The organism is Salipiger sp. PrR002 (assembly GCF_010500775.1).
Lineage (GTDB): Bacteria > Pseudomonadota > Alphaproteobacteria > Rhodobacterales > Rhodobacteraceae > Salipiger.
On the sequence record NZ_JAAGOU010000009.1, the window covers coordinates 76,406 to 98,907 of the forward strand.

Below are 22,502 nucleotides of genomic sequence, written 5' to 3' on the forward strand. Positions count from 1 at the left end.
CGCGGGCCATCGGCCCTCTATCATCCAGAGCGCCCCGCGCCCCTTTCATCTTTCCAAAAATACTCCGGGGGTGCGGGGGCAGAGCCCCCGCGGCCGCCTCAGAGCGTGCAGGACACGCAGCCCTGCACCTCGGTGCCCTCCAGCGCGGTCTGGCGCAGGCGCACGTAGTAGATCGTCTTGATCCCCTTCTTCCACGCGTAGATCTGCGCGCGGTTGATGTCCCGCGTGGTCGCCTCGGCGGGGAAGAAAAGCGTCAGCGACAGGCCCTGATCCACGTGTTCGGTGGCGGCGGCATAGGTGTCGATGAGCTTCTCCGGACCGATCTCATAAGCGTCGCGGTAATACTCGAGGTTCTCGTTGTTCATGAAGGCGGCCGGGTAGTAGACGCGGCCGATCTTGCCTTCCTTGCGGATCTCGATCTTCGACACGATCGGGTGGATCGAGGAGGTCGAGTTGTTGATGTAGCTGATCGAGCCGGTGGGCGGCACCGCCTGCAGGTTGCGGTTGTAAAGCCCGTGCTCCATCACGTCGGCCTTCAGCTGCTCCCAGTCAGCGCGCGTCGGCAGGGTGATGCCGTCGAACAGCTTGCTGACGGTGTCGCTCTGCGGCAGCCAGTCGCGGGTGACATATTTCTCGAAGAAGCTGCCTTCGGCGTATTTCGACTTCTCGAAGCCTTTGAAGGTCATGCCTTTTTCCCGCGCCATGGCGCAGGAGGCGCGCAGCGCGTGATAGGCCACGGCGGCGAAATAGACCGAGGTGAACTCGACACCCTCGTCCGAGCCGTAGTGCACATGCTCGCGCGCGAGATAGCCATGCAGGTTCATCTGACCAAGGCCAATCGCGCGGCTCTCGTCGTTGCCGCGGCGGATCGAGGGCACGCTGTCGATCGCCGACATTTCCGACACGGCGGTCAGCGCGCGGATCGCGGTCTCGATCGACGTGCCGAAGTTGGGGCCGTCCATGGTCTTGGCGATGTTCATCGAGCCGAGGTTGCACGAGATGTCGGTGCCCAGCTTCGAGTAGCTCAGGTCGTCGTTGAACTCCGACGCCTCGGCCACCTGCAGGATCTCCGAGCAGAGGTTCGACATGGTGATGCGCCCGTCCACCGGGTTCATCTCGTTCACCGTGTCCTCGAACATGATGTAGGGATAGCCGCTCTCGAACTGGATCTCGGCCAGCGTCTGGAAGAAGGCGCGGGCGTTGATCTTGGTCTTGCGGATGCGCTTGTCCTCGACCATCTCCTCGTATTTCTCGGTGACCGAGATTTCCGAGAAGGGCACGCCATAGACCTTCTGCACGTCATGCGGCGAGAAGAGATACATTGGCTCGTTGCGTTTGGCGAGTTCGAAGGTCACGTCGGGGATCACCACGCCAAGGCTGAGGGTCTTGATGCGGATCTTCTCGTCGGCGTTCTCGCGCTTGGTGTCGAGGAACTTCAGGATATCGGGGTGGTGCGCGTTCAGATAGACCGCGCCCGCGCCCTGACGGGCCCCAAGCTGGTTGGCGTAGGAGAAGCTGTCTTCGAGCAGCTTCATCACCGGGATGACGCCCGAGGACTGGTTCTCGATGCCTTTGATCGGCGCACCGGCCTCACGGATGTTGGTCAGCATCAGGGCGACGCCGCCGCCACGCTTCGACAGCTGCAGCGACGAGTTGATCGCGCGGCCGATGCTTTCCATGTTGTCTTCGATGCGCAGCAGGAAGCACGAGATCAGCTCACCCCGGCTCTTCTTGCCCGCGTTGAGGAAGGTCGGCGTGGCGGGCTGGAAGCGGCCCGACAGGATCTCTTCCATGAAGGACATCGCCAGCCCTTCGTCGCCGCGCGCCAGCGCCAGCGCCACCATCACCACACGGTCCTCGTAGCGTTCGAGGAAGCGTTTCCCGTCGCGGGTCTTCAGCGTGTAGGAGGTGTAGTATTTGAACGCGCCGAGGAAGGTCGGGAAGCGGAACTTCTTGGCAAAGGCCGCGTCCCAGATCTTCTGCAGGAAGCTCTGCTCATACTGCGCGAGAACCTCGGCCTCGTAATAGCCCTCGTCGACGAGATAGCCCAGTTTCTCGGTCAGCGAGTGAAAGAACACCGTGTTCTGGTTCACGTGCTGCAGGAAATACTGCCGCGCGGCCATGCGGTCCGCCTCAAAGCGGATGTTGCCGGCCTCGTCATAGAGGTTCAGCATCGCGTTGAGCGCGTGGTAATCCAGCGTCTCGTTCAGGCGGTCAAGCATGGGGTCCCCCAGAAAGCGTCGAGCCCGTCGTTGACGCGGGCGAAATCCTTGGTCGTTCCCGCCAGCTCGAAGGAATAGAGCAGGGGGACATTGCATTTTTGCGCGATGACGCGGCCCGCAAGGGCGAAGGTCTCGCCGAAGTTGCGGTTGCCGCCAGCGATCACGCCGCGCAGCAGCGCGCGGCGGGACGGGTCATTGAGAAAGCGGATCACCTGTTTCGGCACCGCGCCCCGGCCCTCGCCATCGGCGTAGGTCGGGCAGATCAGCACGAAGGGGTCGGCGGTCTCGGGCGTCATCTCTTTCGGCGACACCGGGATGCGCAGCGCCGCCCGGCCAAGGCCAGAGATGAAGCGCGCGGTGTTGCCGCTGGCAGAAGAAAAATAGACGAGCCCGGACATGGCCGATCCCCTCGAATGATCAGGAGGCGATGCGTGCGATCAGGTCGGGGCGGAAGCCCGACCAGTGGTCCTCGCCCGAGGTGACCACGGGCGCCTGGCGGTAGCCCATCTCGGTGACGCGAGCCATGGCGTCGGCGTCCTCGGTCAGGTCGATCACGTTGTAATCGATGCCCTTGGCGTCGAGCGCGCGGGTGGTTGCGGTGCACTGCACGCAGGCCGGTTTCGAGTAGACGGTGATCATGCTCTTGCGTCCTCAGCTGTGAAGGGGAGGGCGCGCCGCCGGACAGGCCTTTTGCCTGCCGCCGTCTGATCACGCCCCGAACCCTCCGTTCGTGGTAAATTCTATCCGGCTTCCGGCAGGTCTCCTGGCTTTGCGGGTCGTGGTTCCGGCCGCGCCTTCCCGGGATATCCCAGTGGCTCTCAGGGCCTTCACTCGCCGCTTACAGTTGCGGGGGCAGCACCGGAATCAGACCGGTTTCCCTCTTAGCGCCGCGCCGGGCCGTCACCCGACTCGATGAACCGAAAGCAACTACATGTAGATCAGTTCACCAATAGGCCGTCAACATACAGTTAGCGGTGGGCGGATCGGAAAACGCAAGATGATGTGGAATGAGGCAGATGAGACACGCGGCGCAGGTGGCGCTACGGAAAGCCTGCGGTCCAGAGACCACATCCGCCACCGCAGCGCCAGACGCCGCGATCCGAGCCCGCCCTTGCATCATTGAGGGGTGGACGGTTGGGCCCGCCGTGTGCGGTCGAATATGGTGCGGAATTCGCGGCAAAATCGCCGATGTCCCGACGCCCCAGTCAGACTTTGAGGCCGCCATGCACGGAGGGCAAAGCAGAAATGCAGCCTTTGCCATTGCGAGCAAAAGTCAGGCTTACTATCTTCTGCTCACAACGCTGAAACGCGTTACGGGATTTCCCGGGGTTTACTCCTCCTCCCTCAAGCCCCGGAAATCGGCGGCGACCCTTCTCCTCCTCCCTTGGGTCGCCGCCTTCCTCCCGTATCTTCCCCAAACGCGATCCTCCCCATATCGACAGCATCCCTTTGTGGCTGACCCCGCGTGGGTGGCGCTGTACTGATCCTTTCGCGCAGACGCCGTCGGGCCTCATGGTCCGCGCATCCCGTGCCATAGGAGTTTCGCATGCCCCATATCGTTCTCGTCGCGACCGGAGGCACCATCGCCTCTTTTGCCCAGACCGAAGGGGGCCCCGTAACCGCCGGGCTCACCGGCGACGCGCTGCTGAAAAACCTGCACGCCCCTTTGCCCGGCATCGAAGTCACCGTCGACAACCTTCCTGCGGCGGGCAGCAACGCGCTGACACTCGAGACGGTCCATAGCTTCTGCCGCCATATCGACGCGCGCCTTGCCGAGCCGGGCGTCGATGGGGTGGTCGTCACCCATGGCACCGACACGATGGAGGAAAGCGCCTTCCTCGCCCGCCTGCTGGTCAAATCCGACAAGCCCGTGGTCTTTACCGGGGCGCAGCGCCACGCGGGCCAGCCCGACACCGACGGGCCGCGCAACATGCGCGACGCGCTGCTCACCGCCGCCACGCCCGACCTGACCGGCGTCGGCGCGGTGATCGTCTTCGAGGGCGACATCCACGGCGCGCGCTACGTCAGCAAGGTGCACAGCTCGCGCGTCGACACCTTCCGCTCGAACGGCCACGGCAAACTTGGCGAGATCGACGAGGGCGAGGTGCATCTCTACTCCCGCCCGGCACGCCCGCGGTTTGTCATCGACACGCCCGCGCTCGATCCCGATGTCGAACTGGTGGCGCTGGGGCTCGGCAGCACGCCGCGCTATCTGCAATGGGCCGGGGCCAATGGCGCCAGCGGCGCGGTGATCGAGGCCTTTGGCCGTGGCAATGCGCCCAAGGGCTTTGCGGATGCCACGCGCGATCTGGTGGCGGCGGGCATCCCGGTGATCCTCGCCACGCGCTGCCCCGAGGGGCGCACCCGCGCCATCTATGGCTCCGACAGCGGCGGCGTCACCATGGTGGAGGCGGGCGCACTGCTCGCCGGGGACCTCAGCGCCGCCAAGGCCCGGCTGCTGCTGGCTGCGCTGCTGCCAACCCTGCCCACAGGTGCCGGGCGTATGGCGGCGATTGCCGAGGCCATCGCCAAGGTCTGACAGACCCTCTCGCGCGATTTTCCGCGCGGGCACGGGCATTTCCGCGGCGGATGCCTATCTCTAGCGAAGGCAAGAGACAGCAGGACCCCGCAGATGAGCAGTTTCCCCGATCGGATCGGCCCGATCCTCTATTTTCGTGCCGCAGAGGCAGATGCGCTGCGCGTCGCCGCGCTTGTGGTGCGCCCCGAGGGCGAGCCGCCCGGCGAGATGCTGGCGGGCGGCATAAGTGTCGCCCCGCTGCCTCTGGCCGCCTGCGAGGGCCGCCAGCTTTGGCGCTATGATCTGACGCTGCCGCAGGACGCGCCGCACTACAGCTTTGAGGGCACCGAGCGCCGGGTGCAGGCCGATCTCTCCGGCGACCTGCGCATCGCCTTCGTCTCCTGCAACGGCGAAGAGCATGGCGACCTTGGCCGCGACGCCGAAGAGCGCAACGCCATGTGGCAGCGCCTGCTTGGCCAGCACCGGGACAGCGCCTTTGGCCTCATGCTCATGGGCGGCGACCAGATCTATGCCGACGAAGCGACCGACGGCCATCCGCTCAGCGACGAGTGGCCGGACGATATTCCCGAAACCCCCACGCCCGCGCAGCTTGCCGATCTCGAACGCCACCTGCGCGCCCGCTTCTACGAGCGCTACCTCAGCACCTTCTCGGCCCCCGGATTTTCCGAGGTCTCCGCCGAAGTGCCCGCGCTTTGCGTCTGGGACGATCACGACATCTGCGACGGCTGGGGCTCGCTGCACCGCGACGCCACCCGCTCGGCGGTGGGGCAGCTGCTGTTTCGCGTCGCGCGCGAGACCTATCTTCTGTTCCAACATGCGGCGCGCGAAGAGGATGTGCCGCAGCTTTTCCTCGACCCCGAGGGGCGCAGCCTGTCATGGCGCCACGAGCTGCCCGGTCTGACGCTCTTTGGCCCCGACCTGCGATCCGAGCGGGGGCGCCGGCAAGTCATGGGCGCGCCGGGCTGGCAGGGCGTCACCGAAACCGAAGGCGGCCCGCATACGTTCCTCGTCTCCTCTGTGCCGCTGCTCGGCCCGCGCCTGTCGCTGATCGAGGGGCTGATGATGGCGATCCCGAAGATGCAGAAATACGAGGACGATCTGCGCGACCAATGGCAGAGCCGCGCGCATCGCGACGAATGGCGGCGGATGCTGAGCGAAGTGCTGCGAATGCGCCGCGCCGGGCCGGTCACCGTGCTGTCGGGCGAGATCCACCTCGCCACTCGCGCCGAGATGGGGGCGGGCGCGCATCTCATCCACCAGTTGGTCGCCTCTGGCATTTCGCACCGCGCGCCGCCGCGCGCCTATGCGCTGGGGCTGGGCACGCTGGCAGGACTGGGCGAGGCACCGCTGCCCGAGCATCCGATCCGCATCCGCCCGTTGCCCGGCCAAAGCACGCGCTACGCGGCAGAGCGCAACTACCTGCGGCTGGAGCGCCGCAGCGGGCAGTGGCGCGCGATCTGGGAGTTAGAAGGCAGCGGCCCGACCCCGGCCATGGCACTGTGATTGCACTGTGACGGCTCGCCTGGTGCTATGACGCCGCCATGTAACCGGCACGTGACATAAATGCAGCATGTGAAACTCATAATTTCTTCCGGGGCGGAATGACGCAGGCGCAACGTCAGGTGGTACGAATCACCTGACCCGTCCGGCCCGTCTGGTTAGACTGCCCGTGCAGGAGGGAAGACGGCGTCGAGCCGGGCAGGGTCCGCCAAAGACCCGCGCCAGCGCCCCGCGCCCTGCCTTCGTCCCGCGCAAGGATGACCATCCTATGGGAGAATTGACATGGACGGAAACGACATCAGCACCGCAGGCAAATGCCCGGTGATGCATGGCGGCCTGACCGAGCGGGGCCAGTCGGTCACCAGCTGGTGGCCCAAGAGCCTCAACCTCGACATCCTCAGCCAGCACGACCTGAAGACCAACCCGATGGGGCCGGACTTCGACTATCAAGAAGAGCTGAAATCGCTCGACGTCGAGGCGCTGAAGGATGACCTCCGTCAGCTGATGAAGGACAGCCAAGCGTGGTGGCCCGCCGACTGGGGGTCCTACGTCGGCATGTTCGCCCGCGTCGCGTGGCACGCGGCAGGCTCTTACCGTCTCGCCGATGGCCGCGGCGGCGGTGGCACCGGCAACCAGCGCTTTGCACCGCTGAACTCTTGGCCGGACAACGTCAACACCGACAAGGGCCGCCGCCTGCTCTGGCCGATCAAGAAGAAATACGGAAACAAGGTCAGCTGGGCTGACCTGATGATCCTCTCGGGCACCATCGCCTATGAGGTCGCGGGGCTGAAAACCTTTGGCTTCGCCTTCGGCCGCGAGGACATCTGGCACCCCGAGAAAGACGTCTACTGGGGCGCCGAGAAGGAATGGCTCGCCGCCTCCGACAACCGCTATGACGACGTGTCGAACCCCGCGACCATGGAGAACCCGCTGGCGGCCGTGCAGATGGGCCTGATCTACGTGAACCCCGAGGGGGTGAACGGCCAGCCCGATCCGCAGAAGACCGCCGAGCAGGTCCGCGAGACCTTCAAGCGCATGGCGATGGATGACGAGGAAACCGCCGCGCTCACCGCAGGCGGGCACACCATCGGCAAATGCCACGGCAATGGGCGCGCCGAGAACCTCAGCGCCGATCCCGAAGCCGCCGAGCCCGAGTATCAGGGCATCGGCTGGATGAACACCAAGGGCCGCAGCATTGGCCGCGATCAGGTGGTCTCGGGCATCGAGGGCGCATGGACCTCCAACCCCACGCAATGGGACATGGGCTGGTTCGACATGCTCTTCGGCTACGAGTGGGAGCTGAAGAAATCCCCCGCCGGTGCATGGCAGTGGATGCCGGTGGACATCAAGGAAGAGGACATGCCCGCCGACGTGGAAGACCCGTCGATGAAGACCATGCCGATCATGACCGACGCCGATATGGCGATGAAGGTGGACCCGGCCTACAACGCGATCTGCCAGAAGTTCATGGCCGACCCCGCCTATTTCGCCGACACTTTCGCCCGCGCGTGGTTCAAGCTGACGCATCGCGACATGGGCCCCAAATCGCGCTACTTCGGCCCGGACGTTCCCGCCGAGGATCTGATCTGGCAGGACCCTGTCCCCGCGGGGACACCCGATTTCGACGTCGCGGCGGTGAAGGCGAAGATCGCTGCATCCGGCCTCAGCCCTGCCGACATGATCGCCACGGCCTGGGACAGCGCCCGCACCTACCGCGGCTCCGACATGCGCGGCGGCGCCAATGGCGCGCGCATCCGGCTGGCGCCGCAGAAGGACTGGGCGGGCAACGAGCCCGAGCGTCTTGCCAAAGTGCTTTCGGTGCTGGAGCCCATCGCCGCCGAAAGCGGTGCCTCCATTGCCGATGTGATCGTGCTGGCGGGCAATCTCGGGGTCGAGCAGGCGGCCAAGGCCGCGGGCGTCGATCTTGATCTGCCCTTCGCGCCGGGCCGCGGCGACGCCACCGATGAGATGACCGACGCCGAAAGCTTCGATCCGCTCGAGCCGCTGGCCGACGGCTTCCGGAACTGGCTCAAGCAGGACTACGCCGTTTCCGCCGAGGAACTGATGCTCGACCGTGCGCAGCTGATGGGGCTGACCGCGCCGCAGATGGTGGCGCTCTTCGGCGGCATGCGCGCCATGGGCACCAACCACGGCGGCACCGCGCATGGGGTCTTCACCGACCGCCCCGGCGCGCTCAGCAATGACGTGTTGGTCAACCTCGTGGACATGGCCAACAGCTGGGTGCCGGTGGGAGAGGGGCTCTATGAGTTCCGCGACCGCCAGAGCGGCGCGGTCAAATGGACCGCCACCCGCATGGACCTGATCTTCGGCTCCAACTCGATCTTGCGCGCCTATGCCGAGGTCTACGCGCAAGACGACAACGCCGGGAAATTCGTCGAGGATTTCGCCGCCGCCTGGACCCAGGTGATGAACGCCGACCGCTTCGATCTGAAGTGAACTCTCGCATAAGTTGAGTAAAGGCCCGCAGCCCTATGGCGCGCGGGCCTTTTCTTCTGCGCGCAACCAAACCACTCCCCGGGCTTCTTCTCTTTAAAAATACGCCGGGGGAGTCGCGCATCGCGCGACGGGGGCAGCGCCCCCTCCGCCCTTCGTCATTCAGCTCTGACCTGCCCGCGCCTTCAGCCGGTGCAGCACTTCCTCGCCGCCGCCGTCACCTTCGAAAAGCTGCCAGCGCTCCAGCAGCGGCTGGCCCGAGTTGCGGCAATGGTGCGCCATGGCGGCACGCGCGCCACCGGCGTCGCGCGCGGCGAGAGCGTCGACGATGGCCACATGCTCGTCGCGTGAGAACCGCGCAATGTCCTCGGCGCTCTGGCGGTTGTTGAGGCGGGTCCATTCCGGATAGCGCTGACGCACGCGCCAGAATTCCTCGACCACCGAGACGAAGACCGAATTGCCGGTGGAGCGCGCGACGATCAGATGGAACTCGCGGTCATGCGCCTCGATCCGGTCGAAGGGCAGGGCGGTGTCGCACATGCCCTCGATGCAGGCGTTGAGGGCCGCGATCTCTTCGGGCGAGATCGCCCCGGCGGCGATGGCGGCAATCTCGGGCTCGAAGACGGCGCGCGCCTCGACCAGTTCGAAAAAGCCCGGCAGGCCGCTGGGTTCGCCCTTCACCTCAGGCGGAGCGGCGGGCAGCGTGTCGGCGACGAAGGCCCCGGCGCCGTAGCGGGTGACCACATAGCCCATAAGCTCCAGCGCGATCATCGCCTCGCGCACGGTGGTGCGGCTGACCCCGAGCTTTGCGACCAGATCCTTGTCGGCAGGCATCTTGGTGCCGGGCGCGAAGTCACCGGCGCGGATGCGCGCGGCGATCTCCTCGGCCACCAGCCGGTATCGCGGGGTCTGGACAATCGGGGTCAGCATCGCGTCTCTTTCGGCCCGTCAGGCCTTGGGCATGTCGTCTTCCATGTAGTAGCGCACGTTTTCCTCGAAGCTCGCGTCGGCTTCAAGCCCCAGCGCCAGCGCCTTGTCGAAGCGGTAGTCGAACCGCCAGCCGCGCACGATCGCGGCGATCTCGGGCTGTTCTTCCCATTTGATCAGCTTCGCGGGTTCCGGCCCGGCCACGGCGGTCAGCGCGTCGATCATCTGGCGGATCGACAGGCGTTGTCCGGGCATGGTCATGCAGCGCTGCATCCCGAGGTCTTCGGCATCAAGCTCGGCGCCCTTGATCAGGTTTTCGACGCAGCGGCGCGGCGAGAGGTAGAAATGCTCTTGCCCTTCGTCCACCGGGCAGATCGCCGGCTCGCCGTTCAGCGGCTCGCGGATGATCGAGGACATGAAGGACGAGGCGGCGCGGTTGGGCTTGCCCGGACGCACCGAGATGGTCGGCAGGCGGAAGCCGCGGCCATCCACATAGCCCTTGCGCGAATAGTCGTTGAGCAGCAGTTCCCCAATGGCCTTCTGCATGCCGTAGGAGGTCTGCGGGTTGGGAATGGTGTAATCGGTGATCGGGTCGGGCACCTCTCCGCCGAAGACCGCCAGCGAGGAGGTGAAGACCACCACCGGGCAGCTCTCCAGCGCGCGGCAGCGCTCCAGCACGTTGAGCGTGCCGTCGAGGTTGACCTTCATGCCTGCCTCGAAATCGGCCTCGGCATGGGCCGAGACGACGGCGGCGAAATGGAAGATCACGTCGGTCTCGTCGTCGATCAGCGCGTCCACCGAGGCACGGTCGGTGATGTCGCAGGCGCGGGTCTCGACGGGGAAGGGGGCCTCGATGGGGTCGGGCACCACAATGTCGGCCAGCGTGATCTTGTCGATGGGCGCGTCGCGCAGGTCGCCGCGCGCGGCGAGGCTTTGGGCAACCTTGCGGCCGACGAAACCGCCGCCGCCGATGATCAGAACGTTCATCCTAAGTGTCTTTCCGTAGCAATGGAGGGACGCGCGCGGCCGGGGATGGCCGCGCGCTCAGATGTGGGGCCGGGATCAGCTGTCGCTGTCCTGACCAAGGCCGATGCGCTTGAGGAAGGCCTTGTGGCTGTCGACCATGACCTTGGCCTCGGGCGATTTCTCGGCCCAGACGTCCCAGCGGCTGATCGCGGCCTTGCGGAAGGCGGCGCGGTCTTCGGCGGACCAGTCGTAGATCGTCACGCCTTTCTCGGGCAGGGCGGTCAGCGCCTCGCCGTTCTGCACGATGGTGCGCATCATCAGGTTCAGCGCCAGATCATCCACCGCCGCTTTCAGGATCGCCTGCTGCGCCGGCTCGAGCCCATCCCAGACCTGCTTGTTGCAGGCCAGATGGTCCGAGCTCATCGAGTGGAAGCCGGGGTAGGTGGTGTGCTTGGCGATGTCGTAGATGCCAAGGCCCACGTTGTTGGCCAGCGTCGAGGCATCCGCCCCGTCGATGATGCCGGTTTCCAGCGCGGTGAAGATCTCGGTGAAATCCATCACCACCGGGGTGGCGCCCAGTTCGGCGAAAATCTCGGATTCCATGCCCGGCGGCGAGCGGAATTTCCAGCCCTTGAGGTCTTCGATCCCGGCCAGCGGCGCGGTGGAGTTCATCGACTCCTGACCGCCCAGATAGGCGCCGACGAATTCCATCCCGCTTTCGTGGTACAGCTCGTTGATCGCCTCGCGGCCACCGCCCTGCGAGATCCAGCTCAGGTACTGCAGCGGCGTGTCGTAGCCGCCCATGGTGTCGGCGACGAATTGGAACGCCGGGTTGCGCCCGGTCTGATAGCTCGGGTTGGTCATGTCGCAATCGAGGATGCCGTTGGCGGCGGCCCCGAAGGTCTCGGCCGAGGCGACGACGGCGGAGCTGTAGAACATCTCGAGGTCGAGCGAGCCGCCCGACATGGTTTCCACCTGCTCGGCGAACTCGCGCACAAGCTGGCCTGCGACGGATTCCGGCGACTGGTGGGTCTGGATGCGCAGCGTGGTCTGGGCACTGGCGGCACCCGCCAGCAGGATCGCGCCGGCAACGGCGGCGGTAAAGGTCTTGGACATGAATTCTCCTCCCTGTGAATCGTCCTCCGGGGAAATGCGTAGCAAGGGCATTGACCGATTGCCAGACAATCCGTCAATCACCCTGCGCGTTTGCGGGTATCCGCAGATCGGGCGCTGGGTCGGGGCGAGATCACGGCCATGTCATGTGACACGCCAAATACTTGACTGGAAAAGTCGGTCATTCTAGTCAGATGGTACCTGCGCGCCCCTCGCCGCAGAGCCACGGCGCTGCGCCCAAGCTATTGCTTTCAGTTTTCAGCGGCCCGCCCGGCCGCCTCCAAAGGAGGACACTCATGTCCCTTGCCACGGCACTCCGCACTGGCGTTTGCGGCCTCGCGCTTTCCGCGCTGATGGCTGGCGCTGCGCTTTCCGATCCGTTCACCGGCCTTGCCAAGGGCTTTGAGGGCCAGATGATCGCCGAGGGGCTGAACCGCGCGCCGATCACCGCCGGAAGCACCGCCGAGATCCGCGGCAAGGGCTTCGCGCCCGGTCAGAGCGTCGTGCTGCGGCAGAATGGCGTCGCGCTGAACGAGGGCGCGCCGATCGTGGCAGATGCCGAAGGCGCCTTCAGCACCGAGATCACCATCCCCGAAGGCGCCGAGCCGGGGCTTTACCCGGTGGTTGCCGAGATCGCCGATCCGGCCTTTGCCATGACCGTGGACCTGAAGGTCTCGCCGGTGCTGCCCGAAAGCGGCGGGCTGAGCGTCACGTCGCAGAAGCTGGCGTCGGGGCTCTATCAGGTGGCGCAAACCCCGGATGCGCTCTATGTGACCTCCGCCGTGGGCCGTCCGCCGGTGACCGAAAGCAAGCTGATGAAGCTTGATCCGTCGACGCTGGAAGTGCTGGCTGAAGTGACCCCCGCAGACGCGCCGGATGGCGACAATGGCCGCGATGGCGGTGTCTTCGCGGTCTACGGCGTTGGCGTCGACGTGGCGCAGGGGCAGGTCTGGGTGACCAACACGCGGCAGAACACCGTCGCAGTCTATAGCGCCGACGATCTGTCGCTGATCAAGCAGTTCGAGCCCGGCGCGGTGCCGCACCCCCGCGATGCGCTCGTGCTGGATGGCAAGGTCTACGTCAGCGCCACCTTCGAGCCGGTGATCCATGTCTTTGACAGCGCGACGCTGGAAGAGCTGGCCCCGATCGAGCTGAGTTCGGGCAAGCGCGGCGAGCGCTTTGGCACCGCCAGCATGGACATCGACGCCGAGAGCGCCACGCTGGTCGTGGTCAGCCTGACCACCGACGAGGTGGCGACGGTCGATCTGGGCACCGGCACGCAGACCTCCGTGCATGCGCTGCCGCTGTCCAAGCGCACCATCGGCGTGGCCTATGACGCCGAGGACGGTTTGATTTTCACCACCGGCATGAACACCGACAACCTGCTGATCCTCGACGCCAAGACCGGCGAGGCGCTGCATGACGTGCCGGTGGGCTCGGGGCCGCTCAACGTGACCTATGACGCGGTGAACGATCTGGCGTGGGTCGCCGTGCGCGGCTCGGACTCGCTGGTCGCCGTCTCGCCCGAGGGCGACGTGGTGGCGAAGACCGAGATCGGCAGCTACCCCAACCACCTGACAACCGCCGAAGACGGCGGCGTCTTTGTGGTCAACAAGGCGCGCGGCGCCGAGGATGAAAGCGGCGATCACATCAGCCACGTGACCCCGGGCAGCTAACCGGGCAGCTAACCGGGCAGCCGACCCGGCGGCGGGTGCCTCACTGGCGCCCGCCCCATGCTCAGTGGCCCCCTCAGGCGCTGCGCACCCGCTTGGCCCAGAGATGCGTGGCGAGGCTGATCACCAGCCAGCCCACGAACAGCAGTGGCGCTCCGGCGAAAGAGAGCGGCAGCGCTACGGCACCAAAGAGGATCGGGATCAGATCGGATGCGTCCCAGCCTTGGCGCAGGATGTCGGGGAGCAGACCCACGGCACTGCCAAACAGCCCCGCCACCATCAGCGCCACGATCGAGCCGACGAAGCCCAGCAGATAGCCCCCGATCCCGCGCCGCCCGTAAAGGCCCGACAGCAGCCAGCCCGAAGGCGCGCCGCCCAGCACCATGGCGATGAGATAGCGTATCTGCAGGCCGCGCGGCTCGGCCACCGCCCGCTCCGGGCCGAGCGCCACCGCGTCCTCATAGAGGAACGCGAAGAACAGCAGCCCGCCAACGAGGGCCATCATGAAAGTCGTGACAAATCGCGCGGTGCGTGCGTGCGGAGCCATCCAAAATCCCTACCTTTTCAAATGCGGAGACCCGGCGGCGCGCACCACCGGGAGAGTAATCGACGGCGAGCCTAGCACAGGCATTTGCACCCGTCGCCCCCTCAGACTTGCCGGATGCGGGCCTCATCGCATTGGTGCGGCAGGGGAATTCCGCGAACGCAAAGGGCTGAGGGCGTGCGGCGCTTGCCCGTCAAGCGGGCATAGGCCATCATGGGCGCAACTGCAGCCGGAGCGGTTGAAAACTGGTTGAACGCCCACAGGCTGCGGCGAGGAAAATTGCGCAAAACGCATTGTTTACAGGGAGGTATCACATGAACCCTTTGCAAGGTCTGGCCCGTCGTCTTGGCCTCGCCAGCCTGCTGCTGGCCTTTGGAGGAGCGCCGCTGATGGCCGAGACCGTAGATCTTCCCGTGGTGGTCCATCTCGCCGAGGGGGCCACGCTGCCGCCCGAGGCGCTGCTCGAGGTCTCGCTGCTTGACGTGTCGCGGGCCGATGCTCCGTCCATCGTGATCGCCGAGCGCAGCTATCGTATCGAGACGCTGCCGGTGCAGATCCGGCTGCCCTATGACGACGCGCAAATCGATCCGCGCATGAGCTATGTCGTGTCGGGCAAGGTCGCCTCGGGCGCCACCACGGTCCTGCGCACCACCACCGCTTTCTCCGCGCTGACCCGCGATGCGCCCGAACGTCCCGAGATCACGCTTGAACAGATCGCGCCGGTGCCCGCGGCCGAGACGCCCAAAGACCCGGCTGCCGCGCCGATGCGCATCACCGGTGTCGAATGGGCGGCCTCCGAGATTGGCGGTCGGCTTCTGGTGACCGAGGATCCGCCCAGCATCGCCTTTGACGAGGACGGCAGGTTCTCCATGTACGGCGGCTGCAACCGCTTTTCCGGACGGGCCGAGATCGGCGCCGGAACGATCAGCTTCGTGCAGCCCTTCGCGGGCACCCGCCGGGCCTGCCCGGAGCCGCGCATGAAGCTTGATCAGGACATGGTCGCCGCGCTCGAACAGGCATCGGGCTATCTGCGCAGCGGCAACCGCCTCAGCCTCACCAATGCCGCCGGGGTGACCGTGCTGCGGCTGATGGAACGGCCCGAATAAACCACATGAAGTGCCGCTGCGTCACCCCGGCGCGGCGGCACCTCCGGCAATTCAATTTCAAGCGCGCGCGCCTATATACACTCGACCGGCCGATCCGCCCTTCAGTTCCCCCACCATCTCTGGCAAGGGGAGGGCGAAGACGGCCCCCGAGGAGGCGATGGAAAAGATCAATCTGCCCGAGCGCGCCGGATGGCGCGACAAGGCCGAAGAACTGGGCTTCAGCTTTGCTGACATGCATGGCGAGCCCTATTGGGACGAAACGTCGGCCTATCGCTTCACGCTGCGCGAGATCGAGGATGATCTTGAGGATCCCTCCACCGAGTTGCATGGCATGTGCCGCGAGGCCGCCGCTGCGATCACCGCCAGCGAAGAGTTGATGACCCGGCTCGGCATTCCCGCCGAGCATTGGGACCTTGTCGCCGAAAGCTGGCAGCGCGGCGATCCCGAGATCTATGGCCGCTTCGATTTCGCCTATGACGGGCAGGGGCCCGCGAAGCTGCTGGAATATAACGCCGATACGCCGACCTCTCTTTACGAGAGCGCGTCTTTCCAATGGCTGTGGCTCGAAGACCAGATCGAAGCGGGCGTGCTGCGCGAAGGCGACGACCAGTTCAACGGCATCCATGAGGCGCTGGTCGAGCGTTTCCGCGCGCTGTTCGAGCCGGGCACAGATCTGCATTTCACCGCCGCCGGTGGCAATGCCGAGGATTACGGCACCGTCGAGACCATGGGCTGGGCCGCGCGCGAGGCGGAGCTTGGCGCGCATTACAGCGATCTCGAAAAGCTCGGCGTCAGCACCGAGGGGCAGTTCCTCGACGCCGAAGACCGGGTGATCGGCACGCTCTTCAAGCTCTATCCTTGGGAAGACCTGCTGCGGGACGACTATGCCAAGCACCTGCGCACCGCCGGCTGCCTGATGCTGGAGCCCGCTTGGAAATCGGTGCTGTCGAACAAGGGTCTGCTGCCCGTGCTGTGGCGGATGTTCGAGGGCCATCCGAACCTTTTGCCTGCCTTCTTCGAGGATGAGGTGAGCGGCGCGCTGGCTGGAGATGCGGTGAACGACCCGCTGATCTCTCGCGCCGCAGAGGCGCTGCAGAGGGGCCATGTGAGCAAGCCGATCTTCTCGCGCGAGGGCGCTTCGGTGCGGATCACCGAGAATGGCGCGCTGCTCGAAGCGGCGCCCGATGGCGGCTATGAAAACCATGCGCGTGTGGTGCAGGCCTACCAGCCGCTGCCGGTTTTTGAGGGCTTCCGCCCGGTGATCGGCGCATGGGTGATTGGCGAGACCTGCGCTGGCATCGGCGTCCGCGAAGACCGCGCACGGATCACGCAGGATCTGTCGCGCTTCAAGCCGCATTTCATTAGAGACTGATTTATCCAGACGACCGGGAGAGACACCGATGAGAAAACGTTCCAGAACCGTCGCGCTGGCGATCGTCGGCGCCGCCTCGTTCAGCCTTGCGGGCTGCCGCGAGGAGCAGGTGGACGCGCAGGCCTTTCCCGATCTGGAAAGCTGCCGCAGCGCCGCGATCAACGGCGGGATGTTCTCGGCACAGGATTGCGAGACCGCTTTTGCCGACGCCGAGACGCTGCATGTGGAATCCGCGCCGCGCTATGACAGCCTGCAGGTTTGCGAAGAGCAGCATGGCGAAGGCGCTTGTGACAGCGAAGCGCAGCAGGTTCAGGGCGGCTCTGGCGGTATCTTCATGCCGCTGCTGGCGGGTTATCTGATTGGCAATATGCTCGGCGGGCGTTCCGGCATGGCGGCCGCGCAGCCGCTGTATCGCACCCCCGACGGGCGCTTCACCAATGCCACCGGCGCCAGCACCTATTCCAGCAATTCGGGCCGCGCGAAGCTGGGCACCAGCATGTTCTCGAAACCGCCGACCACCGCTGGCAAAGCGCCGATGACCCGCGCCAGCGTCGCCTCGCGCGGTGGCTTCGGTCGTACCGGCGGCGCGCGCAGCAGTTTTGGCGGTTAACGTCCTAAAGTTGTGATCCCGCGCGAGCGGATCAGAGCGACCGCCAGATTGTCGTGCGGCGCTAAATGGCTTAGAAATACCTAATAAGATATGGAACTCTACTTAAAATACGCTTTGGGGAATCGGGGGATTTCAATCGCGCAAAAATTGTCTTTTTCAAATATATCCGTTGCTTTATATTTATTGGAAATAGCCAATTTTGTCCTCAGCACAGGAGTATTCTTCCGCAACTTTCGGCATCTACATTCTGCTTTTCAGGGAGGGAAGTAGTCTATGGAAGACGACGCCAAAAAAGGCGAACAGCCCGGTCGCGTCGGCCCAGGGGGAGGCTTTGTCATCGGGTGCCTGATGGGCCTCTTTGGTGTCGTGGGCGGGATCATCCTTTGGCTATCGGACGCAAGTTTTCTCGTCGTGCTCTTGGCGTATCTCGGCTTTCCGGCGGTTCTGATCGTCGGGCTCTTTGTCGCCATGCGCCCCAAGGACCGCGACAAAAGCCTTAAGACACCAGAGAAAGCGCCTCTAAAGACTGGGAAATCCGGCACAGCAGCTAAGAAAGACAGCCGCCAGCAGCCCGTCGAATGAGGTGGGCTGATGTCGGCGCTCGGCTAGAAAGCCTTGCCCGGAACGGAAGTTTTATTAACATAATCTTACTTATGAGTTCTATGGATCGCCTAAGGGCATGTCTTAGATTGCCCTCCGCTGCCCTCGGCTGGTTCTCTGGCTGCCGTCGCCGCATGACGAAATAAATGCCCGAAACGTGCCGACTGCCGCTTGCGCCTTTTGAACCCCCGCCGTTTTGACCTATCTTGGAAGGCACGGCCCTGAGGGGCGTTTCTGCAATCGGCACGCCGCGATGACCAAGTCTGATCCTCACCTGCATCCTCCGCGCACCGCCACCGGCGGGCTGCGCCTTTTGTGGCTGGCGCTTGGCTCAATTTCTCTGGTGACCGGGATTGTCGGGATCGTGCTGCCGGTGCTGCCGACGACGCCGCTGGTGCTTCTTGCGGCCTTCGCATTCTCGCGCAGTTCGCCGCGGCTGCATGATTATTTGCAATCGCATCCGCGTTTTGGCCCGATGATTGCCGACTGGCGCGCCAATGGCGCCATCGCGCCGCGGCACAAGGCCATGGCGGTGGGCATGATGAGCGCGGCTTTCCTGCTGAGCGTGTATCTCGACCTGCCGGGACGCGTTCTGCTGATCCAGCTGGTCTGCATGGGCGGTGCGGCGATCTTCGTGCTGAGCCGACCGAACGGACCGGGCCGCCGTCCTCGCGTCTGACACCCGCCCGCCGGTTCTCGACGCAGCATACGCGACGTCAGACACGCAGGCAGACACGCAGGCAGACACGCAGGCAGACCCGGAAATTTCGCCCGCCGGTTGATCTGCGGCTTGCGATAGCGCGCGAAGGGGGGCAAGAGGCCCGCATTCCCCTGTTCCCAGCCCGGACCCCTGCCCCGATGAAACTCCGCTCCCCGATCTCGCTCTATGATGCACAGGGCTTGGCCTTTGGCATCCTGATGGCCAGCCTCGGCGTGGTCTTGCTCAAGGCCTGCGGGCTGATCACCGGCCAGACCGCGGGGGCTTCGGTGCTGCTGAGCTATCTGCTGCCGGTGGATTTCGGGGTGATCTTCCTCGTGGTGAGCCTGCCGTTCCTGTGGCTGTCATGGAAGCGGCGCGGCAAGGTCTTCACCCTGCGCACGCTGGTGGCGGTGGTCGGCATCTCGGTGACCACGCCGCTGCTGGAAAGCTGGATCAGCTTCGAGCGTCTGCCGCCGCTTCTGGCGGCGATCCTTGCCGGAGCGACCGCGGGCGCGGGGCTGATCGCCCTCTTCCGCCACAACGCCTCGGCGGGCGGTCTGGGCGTGCTTGCGCTCATCGTCGAAGAGCGCACGGGCTTTCGCACCGGCTGGTTCCAGATGTGTTTTGACGCGGTGGTCTTTGGCGTGGCGCTTTTCGTACTGCCGCTGGATCTGATCCTCTACTCGGCGCTTGGGGCGGCGGTGCTCAACGCGGTGATCGCGTGGAACTTCCGCATCCATCAGAGCGGCGCATCGCCTGATCAGGCCGCACCCAAACCCAAAGCCTAAGCCTAAGCGCGCCGGGTGCCCGAAGGCAGGCCGATCTCCTGCCCGCCCTCATCGGCCTGCGCGACCTCGTTCTTCACCTGCCCCCATGTGACCAGCGTGAAGATCGCCGTACCGCCCGCGACGTTGCCCGCCAGCACCGGCAGGAAGAAGCGGAAGAGCGCATGGCCGACACCGATCTCGCCGTGCCAGACCAGCAGCCCGGCCTCCACCGTGCCCGCGATGACATGCGCAAAGCCAGCGGCGGCCAGCAGCCACGTCATCGCCAGCACGATCAGCAGCGACTCGCCGCGCGCGCCGGGCATCACCCAGACCAGCGCCGCAATCAGCACACCCGCAGGCAGCGCCCGGAAGAAGTTGCCCGAGGCCGTGCCCTCGACCGCATGACGCGCCACGGCCAACAGACTGTCGGCCAGTTCGGTCGGCACCACGCCGGGCAGCAGCAGGAAGGCCGAGGCGATGGTCGCCCCGGTCACATTCGCCGCCAGCACGATGCCCCAGAGCCGCAGCATCTTGCGCAGGCAGGTCGCCGAGCGCTGCGCCACCACCGGCATCACCGTGGTGATCGTGTTCTCGGTGAACAGCTGCATCCGCCCATAGATCACCACGATGAAGCCCAGCGAGTAGCCAAAGCACTCGATGAGCCACGCCCAGTCGGCCTTCGGCAGATAGGCTTTCAGCACCGCCTGCGCGATCACCGACAGGCTGATCAGGATGCCCGCCGCGAGGCCGGACCAGATCAATGAGACCGCGGGGCGGTTAAGCTCCTCCTCGCCGTCGCGGCGGATGACCTCATAGATCAGACGTGCGGAGAGGCGCGAGGCGCTCAGGACCGAGCGTTCCTCGGCGCGGCGATGCATGGCCTCGCTTTGGGCTGGTTGGGTGCGGGACGGGCTTTCAGGGCTGTTCATGCACAGGCAACACCCGGCGGCGCATTGGGTTCCGCTGCGGGCGCCTGCCTCCGTAGATTGATAGCTTTGCCTTATCGCAATGCGAAAAAATTACGATTTCTTTTTATTGCCCGGCGCATGTAGGTCTTTCCTGCGCGGCGGCAACTGCCCCGCCGGTAACAGATAACCCAGCGAATGTCGGAGCCAGTGATGGACGGAAATGATGTGAAACCCACGGGCGGCTGCCCGGTGATGCACGGCGGTCAGACCTCGACCGCCAATTCGGTGACCAGCTGGTGGCCGAACGCCCTCAATCTCGACATCCTGCACCAGCACGACAGCAAGACGCAGCCCTTCGCGCCGAACTTCAACTACCGCGAAGAGCTCAAGAAGCTGGACGTCGAGGCGCTGAAAGACGACCTCCGTCAGCTGATGAAGGACAGCCAGGAATGGTGGCCCGCGGACTGGGGCTCCTACGTCGGCATGTTCGCCCGCGTGGCATGGCACGCTGCAGGCTCCTACCGTCTGGCCGATGGCCGTGGCGGCGGCGGCACCGGCAACCAGCGTTTCGCCCCGCTCAACAGCTGGCCGGACAACGTCAACACCGACAAGGGCCGCCGCCTGCTCTGGCCGATCAAAAAGAAATACGGCAACAAGATCTCCTGGGCCGACCTGATGATCCTTTCGGGCACCATCGCCTATGAGGTCGCGGGCCTGAAGACCTTTGGTTTCGCCTTCGGTCGCGAAGACATCTGGCACCCCGAGAAAGACGTCTACTGGGGCGCCGAGAAAGAATGGCTCGCCGCGTCGGACAACCGCTATGACGATGTGGCCGATCCCTCGACCATGGAAAACCCGCTGGCCGCCGTGCAGATGGGCCTCATCTATGTGAACCCCGAGGGCGTCAACGGCCAGCCGGACCCGGTGAAGACCGCCGCGCATCTGCGTGAGACCTTCGCCCGTATGGCGATGAACGACGAGGAAACCGCCGCGCTCACCGCCGGTGGCCACACCATCGGCAAGTCGCACGGCAACGGCAACGCCGAAGACCTTTCGGCCGATCCCGAAGCCGCCGATGTGACCGCGCAGGGCATGGGCTGGATGAACACCAAGGGCCGCGGCATTGGCCGTGATACCGTGGTGTCGGGCATCGAAGGCGCGTGGACGAAGAACCCGACCCAATGGGACATGGGCTACTTCGAGATGCTCTTTGGTCACGAGTGGGAACTGACCAAATCGCCCGCAGGCGCTTGGCAGTACAAACCCGTCGAGATCAACGACGAGGACATGCCGGTCGACGTGGAAGACGCTTCGATCAAATGCATGCCGATGATGACCGATGCCGACATGGCGATGAAGGTTGACCCGATCTACAACGCGATCTGCCAGAAGTTCATGGCCGATCCGGAGTATTTCTCGGAAACCTTCGCCCGCGCCTGGTTCAAGCTGACCCACCGCGACATGGGCCCGAAAGCCCGCTACGTCGGCCCCGATGTGCCGTCCGAAGACCTGATCTGGCAGGACCCTGTCCCCGCGGGGACAACCGGCTACGACATCGGTGGCCTCAAGGCAAAGATCGCGGCCTCGGGCCTCAGCGTCGCCGATATGGTCTCGACCGCATGGGACAGCGCCCGCACCTACCGCGGCTCTGACATGCGCGGCGGTGCCAATGGTGCGCGCATCCGCCTCGCGCCGCAAAAGGACTGGGCGGGCAACGAGCCCGAGCGTCTGGCGCGCGTGCTGAGCGTGCTCGAGCCGCTGGCAAGCGCTGCCGGTGCGAGCCTTGCGGATACCATCGTGCTGGCGGGCAACACCGGTGTGGAACTGGCCGCCAAAGCCGCGGGCTATGACATCTCGGTGCCCTTCGCGCCGGGCCGTGGTGACGCGACCGACGAGATGACCGACGCCGAAAGCTTCGATCCGCTCGAGCCCGTCGCCGACGGTTTCCGCAACTGGCAAAAGCAGTCCTATGTGGTGTCCGCCGAAGAGATGCTGCTCGACCGGGCGCAACTCATGGGTCTCACCGCGAACGAGATGACCGTGCTTCTGGGCGGCATGCGCGCAATGGGCACCAACCACGGCGGCACCCAGCACGGGGTGTTCACCGACCGGGCGGGCGCTCTGACCACCGACTTCTTCGTCAACCTGACGGATATGGCCTATTCGTGGGTTCCGGTGGGCAAGGACCTCTACGAGATCCGCGACCGCAAGACCGGCGAGACCAAATGGACCGCGACCCGCGTCGATCTGGTGTTCGGCTCGAACTCGATCCTGCGCGCCTACGCCGAGATCTACGCTCAGGACGACGGTGCCGAAGCCTTCCTGCCGGCCTTCGTGGCGGCATGGACCAAGGTGATGAACGCCGATCGCTTCGATCTGAAGTGATCGCGGCACCTAGGTGAAGATCGGCCCGTACCTCATTGAGGTGCGGGCCTTTTTCGTTTTTATGCATCACGCCCGCCGCACGATTGCGCGCAATCCCCTTGCCGTTTGCCGCCGCG

The 22,502-nt window shown here is 65.2% G+C and carries 19 protein-coding genes and 1 riboswitch; of the genes, 11 read left to right on the plus strand and 8 right to left on the minus strand.

Translation table 11 applies throughout. The annotated features are described in order from the left end of the window. Positions 1 to 98: 98 nt before the first annotated feature. The 3 genes from nrdE to nrdH are packed head-to-tail and all read right to left on the minus strand — an operon-like array spanning position 99 to position 2,861. Positions 99 to 2,222, minus strand: coding sequence for a class 1b ribonucleoside-diphosphate reductase subunit alpha (gene nrdE / locus G0A00_RS11530; protein ID WP_164180438.1), 2,124 nt, complete (start codon positions 2,220 to 2,222; stop codon positions 99 to 101). Then, positions 2,207 to 2,620: a class Ib ribonucleoside-diphosphate reductase assembly flavoprotein NrdI gene (nrdI, locus tag G0A00_RS11535; RefSeq protein ID WP_066110035.1), complete on the minus strand. Its 414-nt coding sequence runs from the start codon at positions 2,618 to 2,620 to the stop codon at positions 2,207 to 2,209. The genes nrdE and nrdI overlap by 16 nt, the downstream gene beginning before the upstream one ends. A 19-nt stretch (positions 2,621 to 2,639) precedes the next feature. Next, the gene (nrdH, locus tag G0A00_RS11540; RefSeq protein WP_066110033.1) at positions 2,640 to 2,861 is read right to left on the minus strand and encodes a glutaredoxin-like protein NrdH; all 222 of its coding nucleotides are present in this window, start codon (positions 2,859 to 2,861) and stop codon (positions 2,640 to 2,642) included. Positions 2,862 to 2,957: 96 nt separating this feature from the next. Next, positions 2,958 to 3,159: riboswitch (cobalamin riboswitch) on the minus strand. A gap of 609 nt (positions 3,160 to 3,768) precedes the next feature. On the opposite strand from nrdH, the gene G0A00_RS11545 reads away from it, so the two are divergent. The 3 genes from G0A00_RS11545 to katG (G0A00_RS11555) all read left to right on the plus strand — a co-directional run bounded on the left by G0A00_RS11545 (position 3,769) and on the right by katG (G0A00_RS11555) (position 8,718). After that, positions 3,769 to 4,761 carry an asparaginase gene (locus G0A00_RS11545; protein WP_164180436.1) on the plus strand — a complete coding sequence of 331 codons (993 nt, stop codon included), beginning with the start codon at positions 3,769 to 3,771 and terminating at the stop codon, positions 4,759 to 4,761. 93 nt (positions 4,762 to 4,854) lie between these two features. Next, positions 4,855 to 6,264: an alkaline phosphatase D family protein gene (locus tag G0A00_RS11550; protein ID WP_164180434.1), complete on the plus strand. Its 1,410-nt coding sequence runs from the start codon at positions 4,855 to 4,857 to the stop codon at positions 6,262 to 6,264. Positions 6,265 to 6,543: 279 nt separating this feature from the next. Continuing rightward, positions 6,544 to 8,718, plus strand: a complete 2,175-nt coding sequence (gene katG, locus G0A00_RS11555) for a catalase/peroxidase HPI (protein WP_164180432.1) — start codon at positions 6,544 to 6,546, stop codon at positions 8,716 to 8,718. A 159-nt stretch (positions 8,719 to 8,877) separates the two neighbouring features. Here katG (G0A00_RS11555) and G0A00_RS11560 read toward each other — a convergent pair whose 3' ends face one another. From G0A00_RS11560 to G0A00_RS11570, 3 genes are all read right to left on the minus strand, one after another. Continuing rightward, positions 8,878 to 9,645, minus strand: coding sequence for a FadR/GntR family transcriptional regulator (locus G0A00_RS11560; protein WP_164180430.1), 768 nt, complete (start codon positions 9,643 to 9,645; stop codon positions 8,878 to 8,880). An 18-nt stretch (positions 9,646 to 9,663) separates the two neighbouring features. Further along, the gene (denD, locus tag G0A00_RS11565) at positions 9,664 to 10,629 is read right to left on the minus strand and encodes a D-erythronate dehydrogenase (RefSeq protein ID WP_164180428.1); all 966 of its coding nucleotides are present in this window, start codon (positions 10,627 to 10,629) and stop codon (positions 9,664 to 9,666) included. Between the two features lie 75 nt (positions 10,630 to 10,704). After that, positions 10,705 to 11,724: a TRAP transporter substrate-binding protein gene (locus G0A00_RS11570; RefSeq protein ID WP_164180426.1), complete on the minus strand. Its 1,020-nt coding sequence runs from the start codon at positions 11,722 to 11,724 to the stop codon at positions 10,705 to 10,707. A gap of 293 nt (positions 11,725 to 12,017) precedes the next feature. Here G0A00_RS11570 and G0A00_RS11575 point away from each other — a divergent pair, with 293 nt between their 5' ends. Beyond that, the gene (locus G0A00_RS11575) at positions 12,018 to 13,397 is read left to right on the plus strand and encodes a YncE family protein (RefSeq protein WP_164180424.1); all 1,380 of its coding nucleotides are present in this window, start codon (positions 12,018 to 12,020) and stop codon (positions 13,395 to 13,397) included. Positions 13,398 to 13,470: 73 nt separating this feature from the next. Here the strand turns inward: G0A00_RS11575 and G0A00_RS11580 are convergent, their stop codons facing one another. Further along, positions 13,471 to 13,941 carry a hypothetical protein gene (locus G0A00_RS11580; protein ID WP_164180422.1) on the minus strand — a complete coding sequence of 157 codons (471 nt, stop codon included), beginning with the start codon at positions 13,939 to 13,941 and terminating at the stop codon, positions 13,471 to 13,473. Between the two features lie 311 nt (positions 13,942 to 14,252). Between G0A00_RS11580 and G0A00_RS11585 the strand changes: the two genes are divergently transcribed. The 6 genes from G0A00_RS11585 (at position 14,253) to G0A00_RS11610 (ending at position 19,114) form a co-directional block, all read left to right on the plus strand. Beyond that, positions 14,253 to 15,044 (plus strand): META domain-containing protein, encoded by a 792-nt coding sequence (locus G0A00_RS11585; protein WP_164180420.1) that lies wholly within the window; start codon positions 14,253 to 14,255, stop codon positions 15,042 to 15,044. 157 nt (positions 15,045 to 15,201) lie between these two features. Then, positions 15,202 to 16,416, plus strand: a complete 1,215-nt coding sequence (locus G0A00_RS11590; protein ID WP_164180418.1) for a glutathionylspermidine synthase family protein — start codon at positions 15,202 to 15,204, stop codon at positions 16,414 to 16,416. Between the two features lie 28 nt (positions 16,417 to 16,444). Beyond that, complete coding sequence (locus G0A00_RS11595) at positions 16,445 to 17,026, plus strand: DUF1190 domain-containing protein (RefSeq protein WP_164180416.1); 582 nt, start codon at positions 16,445 to 16,447, stop codon at positions 17,024 to 17,026. Positions 17,027 to 17,299: 273 nt separating this feature from the next. Then, the gene (locus G0A00_RS11600; RefSeq protein ID WP_164180414.1) at positions 17,300 to 17,608 is read left to right on the plus strand and encodes a hypothetical protein; all 309 of its coding nucleotides are present in this window, start codon (positions 17,300 to 17,302) and stop codon (positions 17,606 to 17,608) included. A 271-nt stretch (positions 17,609 to 17,879) separates the two neighbouring features. Then, positions 17,880 to 18,305, plus strand: a complete 426-nt coding sequence (locus G0A00_RS11605; RefSeq protein WP_203595349.1) for a YbaN family protein — start codon at positions 17,880 to 17,882, stop codon at positions 18,303 to 18,305. Between the two features lie 179 nt (positions 18,306 to 18,484). After that, positions 18,485 to 19,114: a YitT family protein gene (locus tag G0A00_RS11610; RefSeq protein ID WP_164180412.1), complete on the plus strand. Its 630-nt coding sequence runs from the start codon at positions 18,485 to 18,487 to the stop codon at positions 19,112 to 19,114. A gap of 2 nt (positions 19,115 to 19,116) precedes the next feature. Here G0A00_RS11610 and G0A00_RS11615 read toward each other — a convergent pair whose 3' ends face one another. Further along, complete coding sequence (locus tag G0A00_RS11615; RefSeq protein WP_164180410.1) at positions 19,117 to 20,022, minus strand: formate/nitrite transporter family protein; 906 nt, start codon at positions 20,020 to 20,022, stop codon at positions 19,117 to 19,119. Positions 20,023 to 20,211: 189 nt separating this feature from the next. On the opposite strand from G0A00_RS11615, the gene katG (G0A00_RS11620) reads away from it, so the two are divergent. Next, a complete protein-coding gene (gene katG, locus G0A00_RS11620; RefSeq protein ID WP_164180408.1) occupies positions 20,212 to 22,386 on the plus strand; it encodes a catalase/peroxidase HPI in 2,175 nt (724 codons plus the stop codon). The last annotated feature ends 116 nt before the right edge of the window (positions 22,387 to 22,502 follow it).

Coding starts and splice junctions, on each gene's coding strand:
- nrdE (WP_164180438.1), bottom strand. CDS start 2,222: ATGCTTGACCGCCTGAACGAGACGCTGGATTACCACGCGCTCAACGCG.
- nrdI (WP_066110035.1), bottom strand. CDS start 2,620: ATGTCCGGGCTCGTCTATTTTTCTTCTGCCAGCGGCAACACCGCGCGC.
- nrdH (WP_066110033.1), bottom strand. CDS start 2,861: ATGATCACCGTCTACTCGAAACCGGCCTGCGTGCAGTGCACCGCAACC.
- G0A00_RS11545 (WP_164180436.1), top strand. CDS start 3,769: ATGCCCCATATCGTTCTCGTCGCGACCGGAGGCACCATCGCCTCTTTT.
- G0A00_RS11550 (WP_164180434.1), top strand. CDS start 4,855: ATGAGCAGTTTCCCCGATCGGATCGGCCCGATCCTCTATTTTCGTGCC.
- katG (WP_164180432.1), top strand. CDS start 6,544: ATGGACGGAAACGACATCAGCACCGCAGGCAAATGCCCGGTGATGCAT.
- G0A00_RS11560 (WP_164180430.1), bottom strand. CDS start 9,645: ATGCTGACCCCGATTGTCCAGACCCCGCGATACCGGCTGGTGGCCGAG.
- denD (WP_164180428.1), bottom strand. CDS start 10,629: ATGAACGTTCTGATCATCGGCGGCGGCGGTTTCGTCGGCCGCAAGGTT.
- G0A00_RS11570 (WP_164180426.1), bottom strand. CDS start 11,724: ATGTCCAAGACCTTTACCGCCGCCGTTGCCGGCGCGATCCTGCTGGCG.
- G0A00_RS11575 (WP_164180424.1), top strand. CDS start 12,018: ATGTCCCTTGCCACGGCACTCCGCACTGGCGTTTGCGGCCTCGCGCTT.
- G0A00_RS11580 (WP_164180422.1), bottom strand. CDS start 13,941: ATGGCTCCGCACGCACGCACCGCGCGATTTGTCACGACTTTCATGATG.
- G0A00_RS11585 (WP_164180420.1), top strand. CDS start 14,253: ATGAACCCTTTGCAAGGTCTGGCCCGTCGTCTTGGCCTCGCCAGCCTG.
- G0A00_RS11590 (WP_164180418.1), top strand. CDS start 15,202: ATGGAAAAGATCAATCTGCCCGAGCGCGCCGGATGGCGCGACAAGGCC.
- G0A00_RS11595 (WP_164180416.1), top strand. CDS start 16,445: ATGAGAAAACGTTCCAGAACCGTCGCGCTGGCGATCGTCGGCGCCGCC.
- G0A00_RS11600 (WP_164180414.1), top strand. CDS start 17,300: ATGGAAGACGACGCCAAAAAAGGCGAACAGCCCGGTCGCGTCGGCCCA.
- G0A00_RS11605 (WP_203595349.1), top strand. CDS start 17,880: ATGACCAAGTCTGATCCTCACCTGCATCCTCCGCGCACCGCCACCGGC.
- G0A00_RS11610 (WP_164180412.1), top strand. CDS start 18,485: ATGAAACTCCGCTCCCCGATCTCGCTCTATGATGCACAGGGCTTGGCC.
- G0A00_RS11615 (WP_164180410.1), bottom strand. CDS start 20,022: ATGAACAGCCCTGAAAGCCCGTCCCGCACCCAACCAGCCCAAAGCGAG.
- katG (WP_164180408.1), top strand. CDS start 20,212: ATGGACGGAAATGATGTGAAACCCACGGGCGGCTGCCCGGTGATGCAC.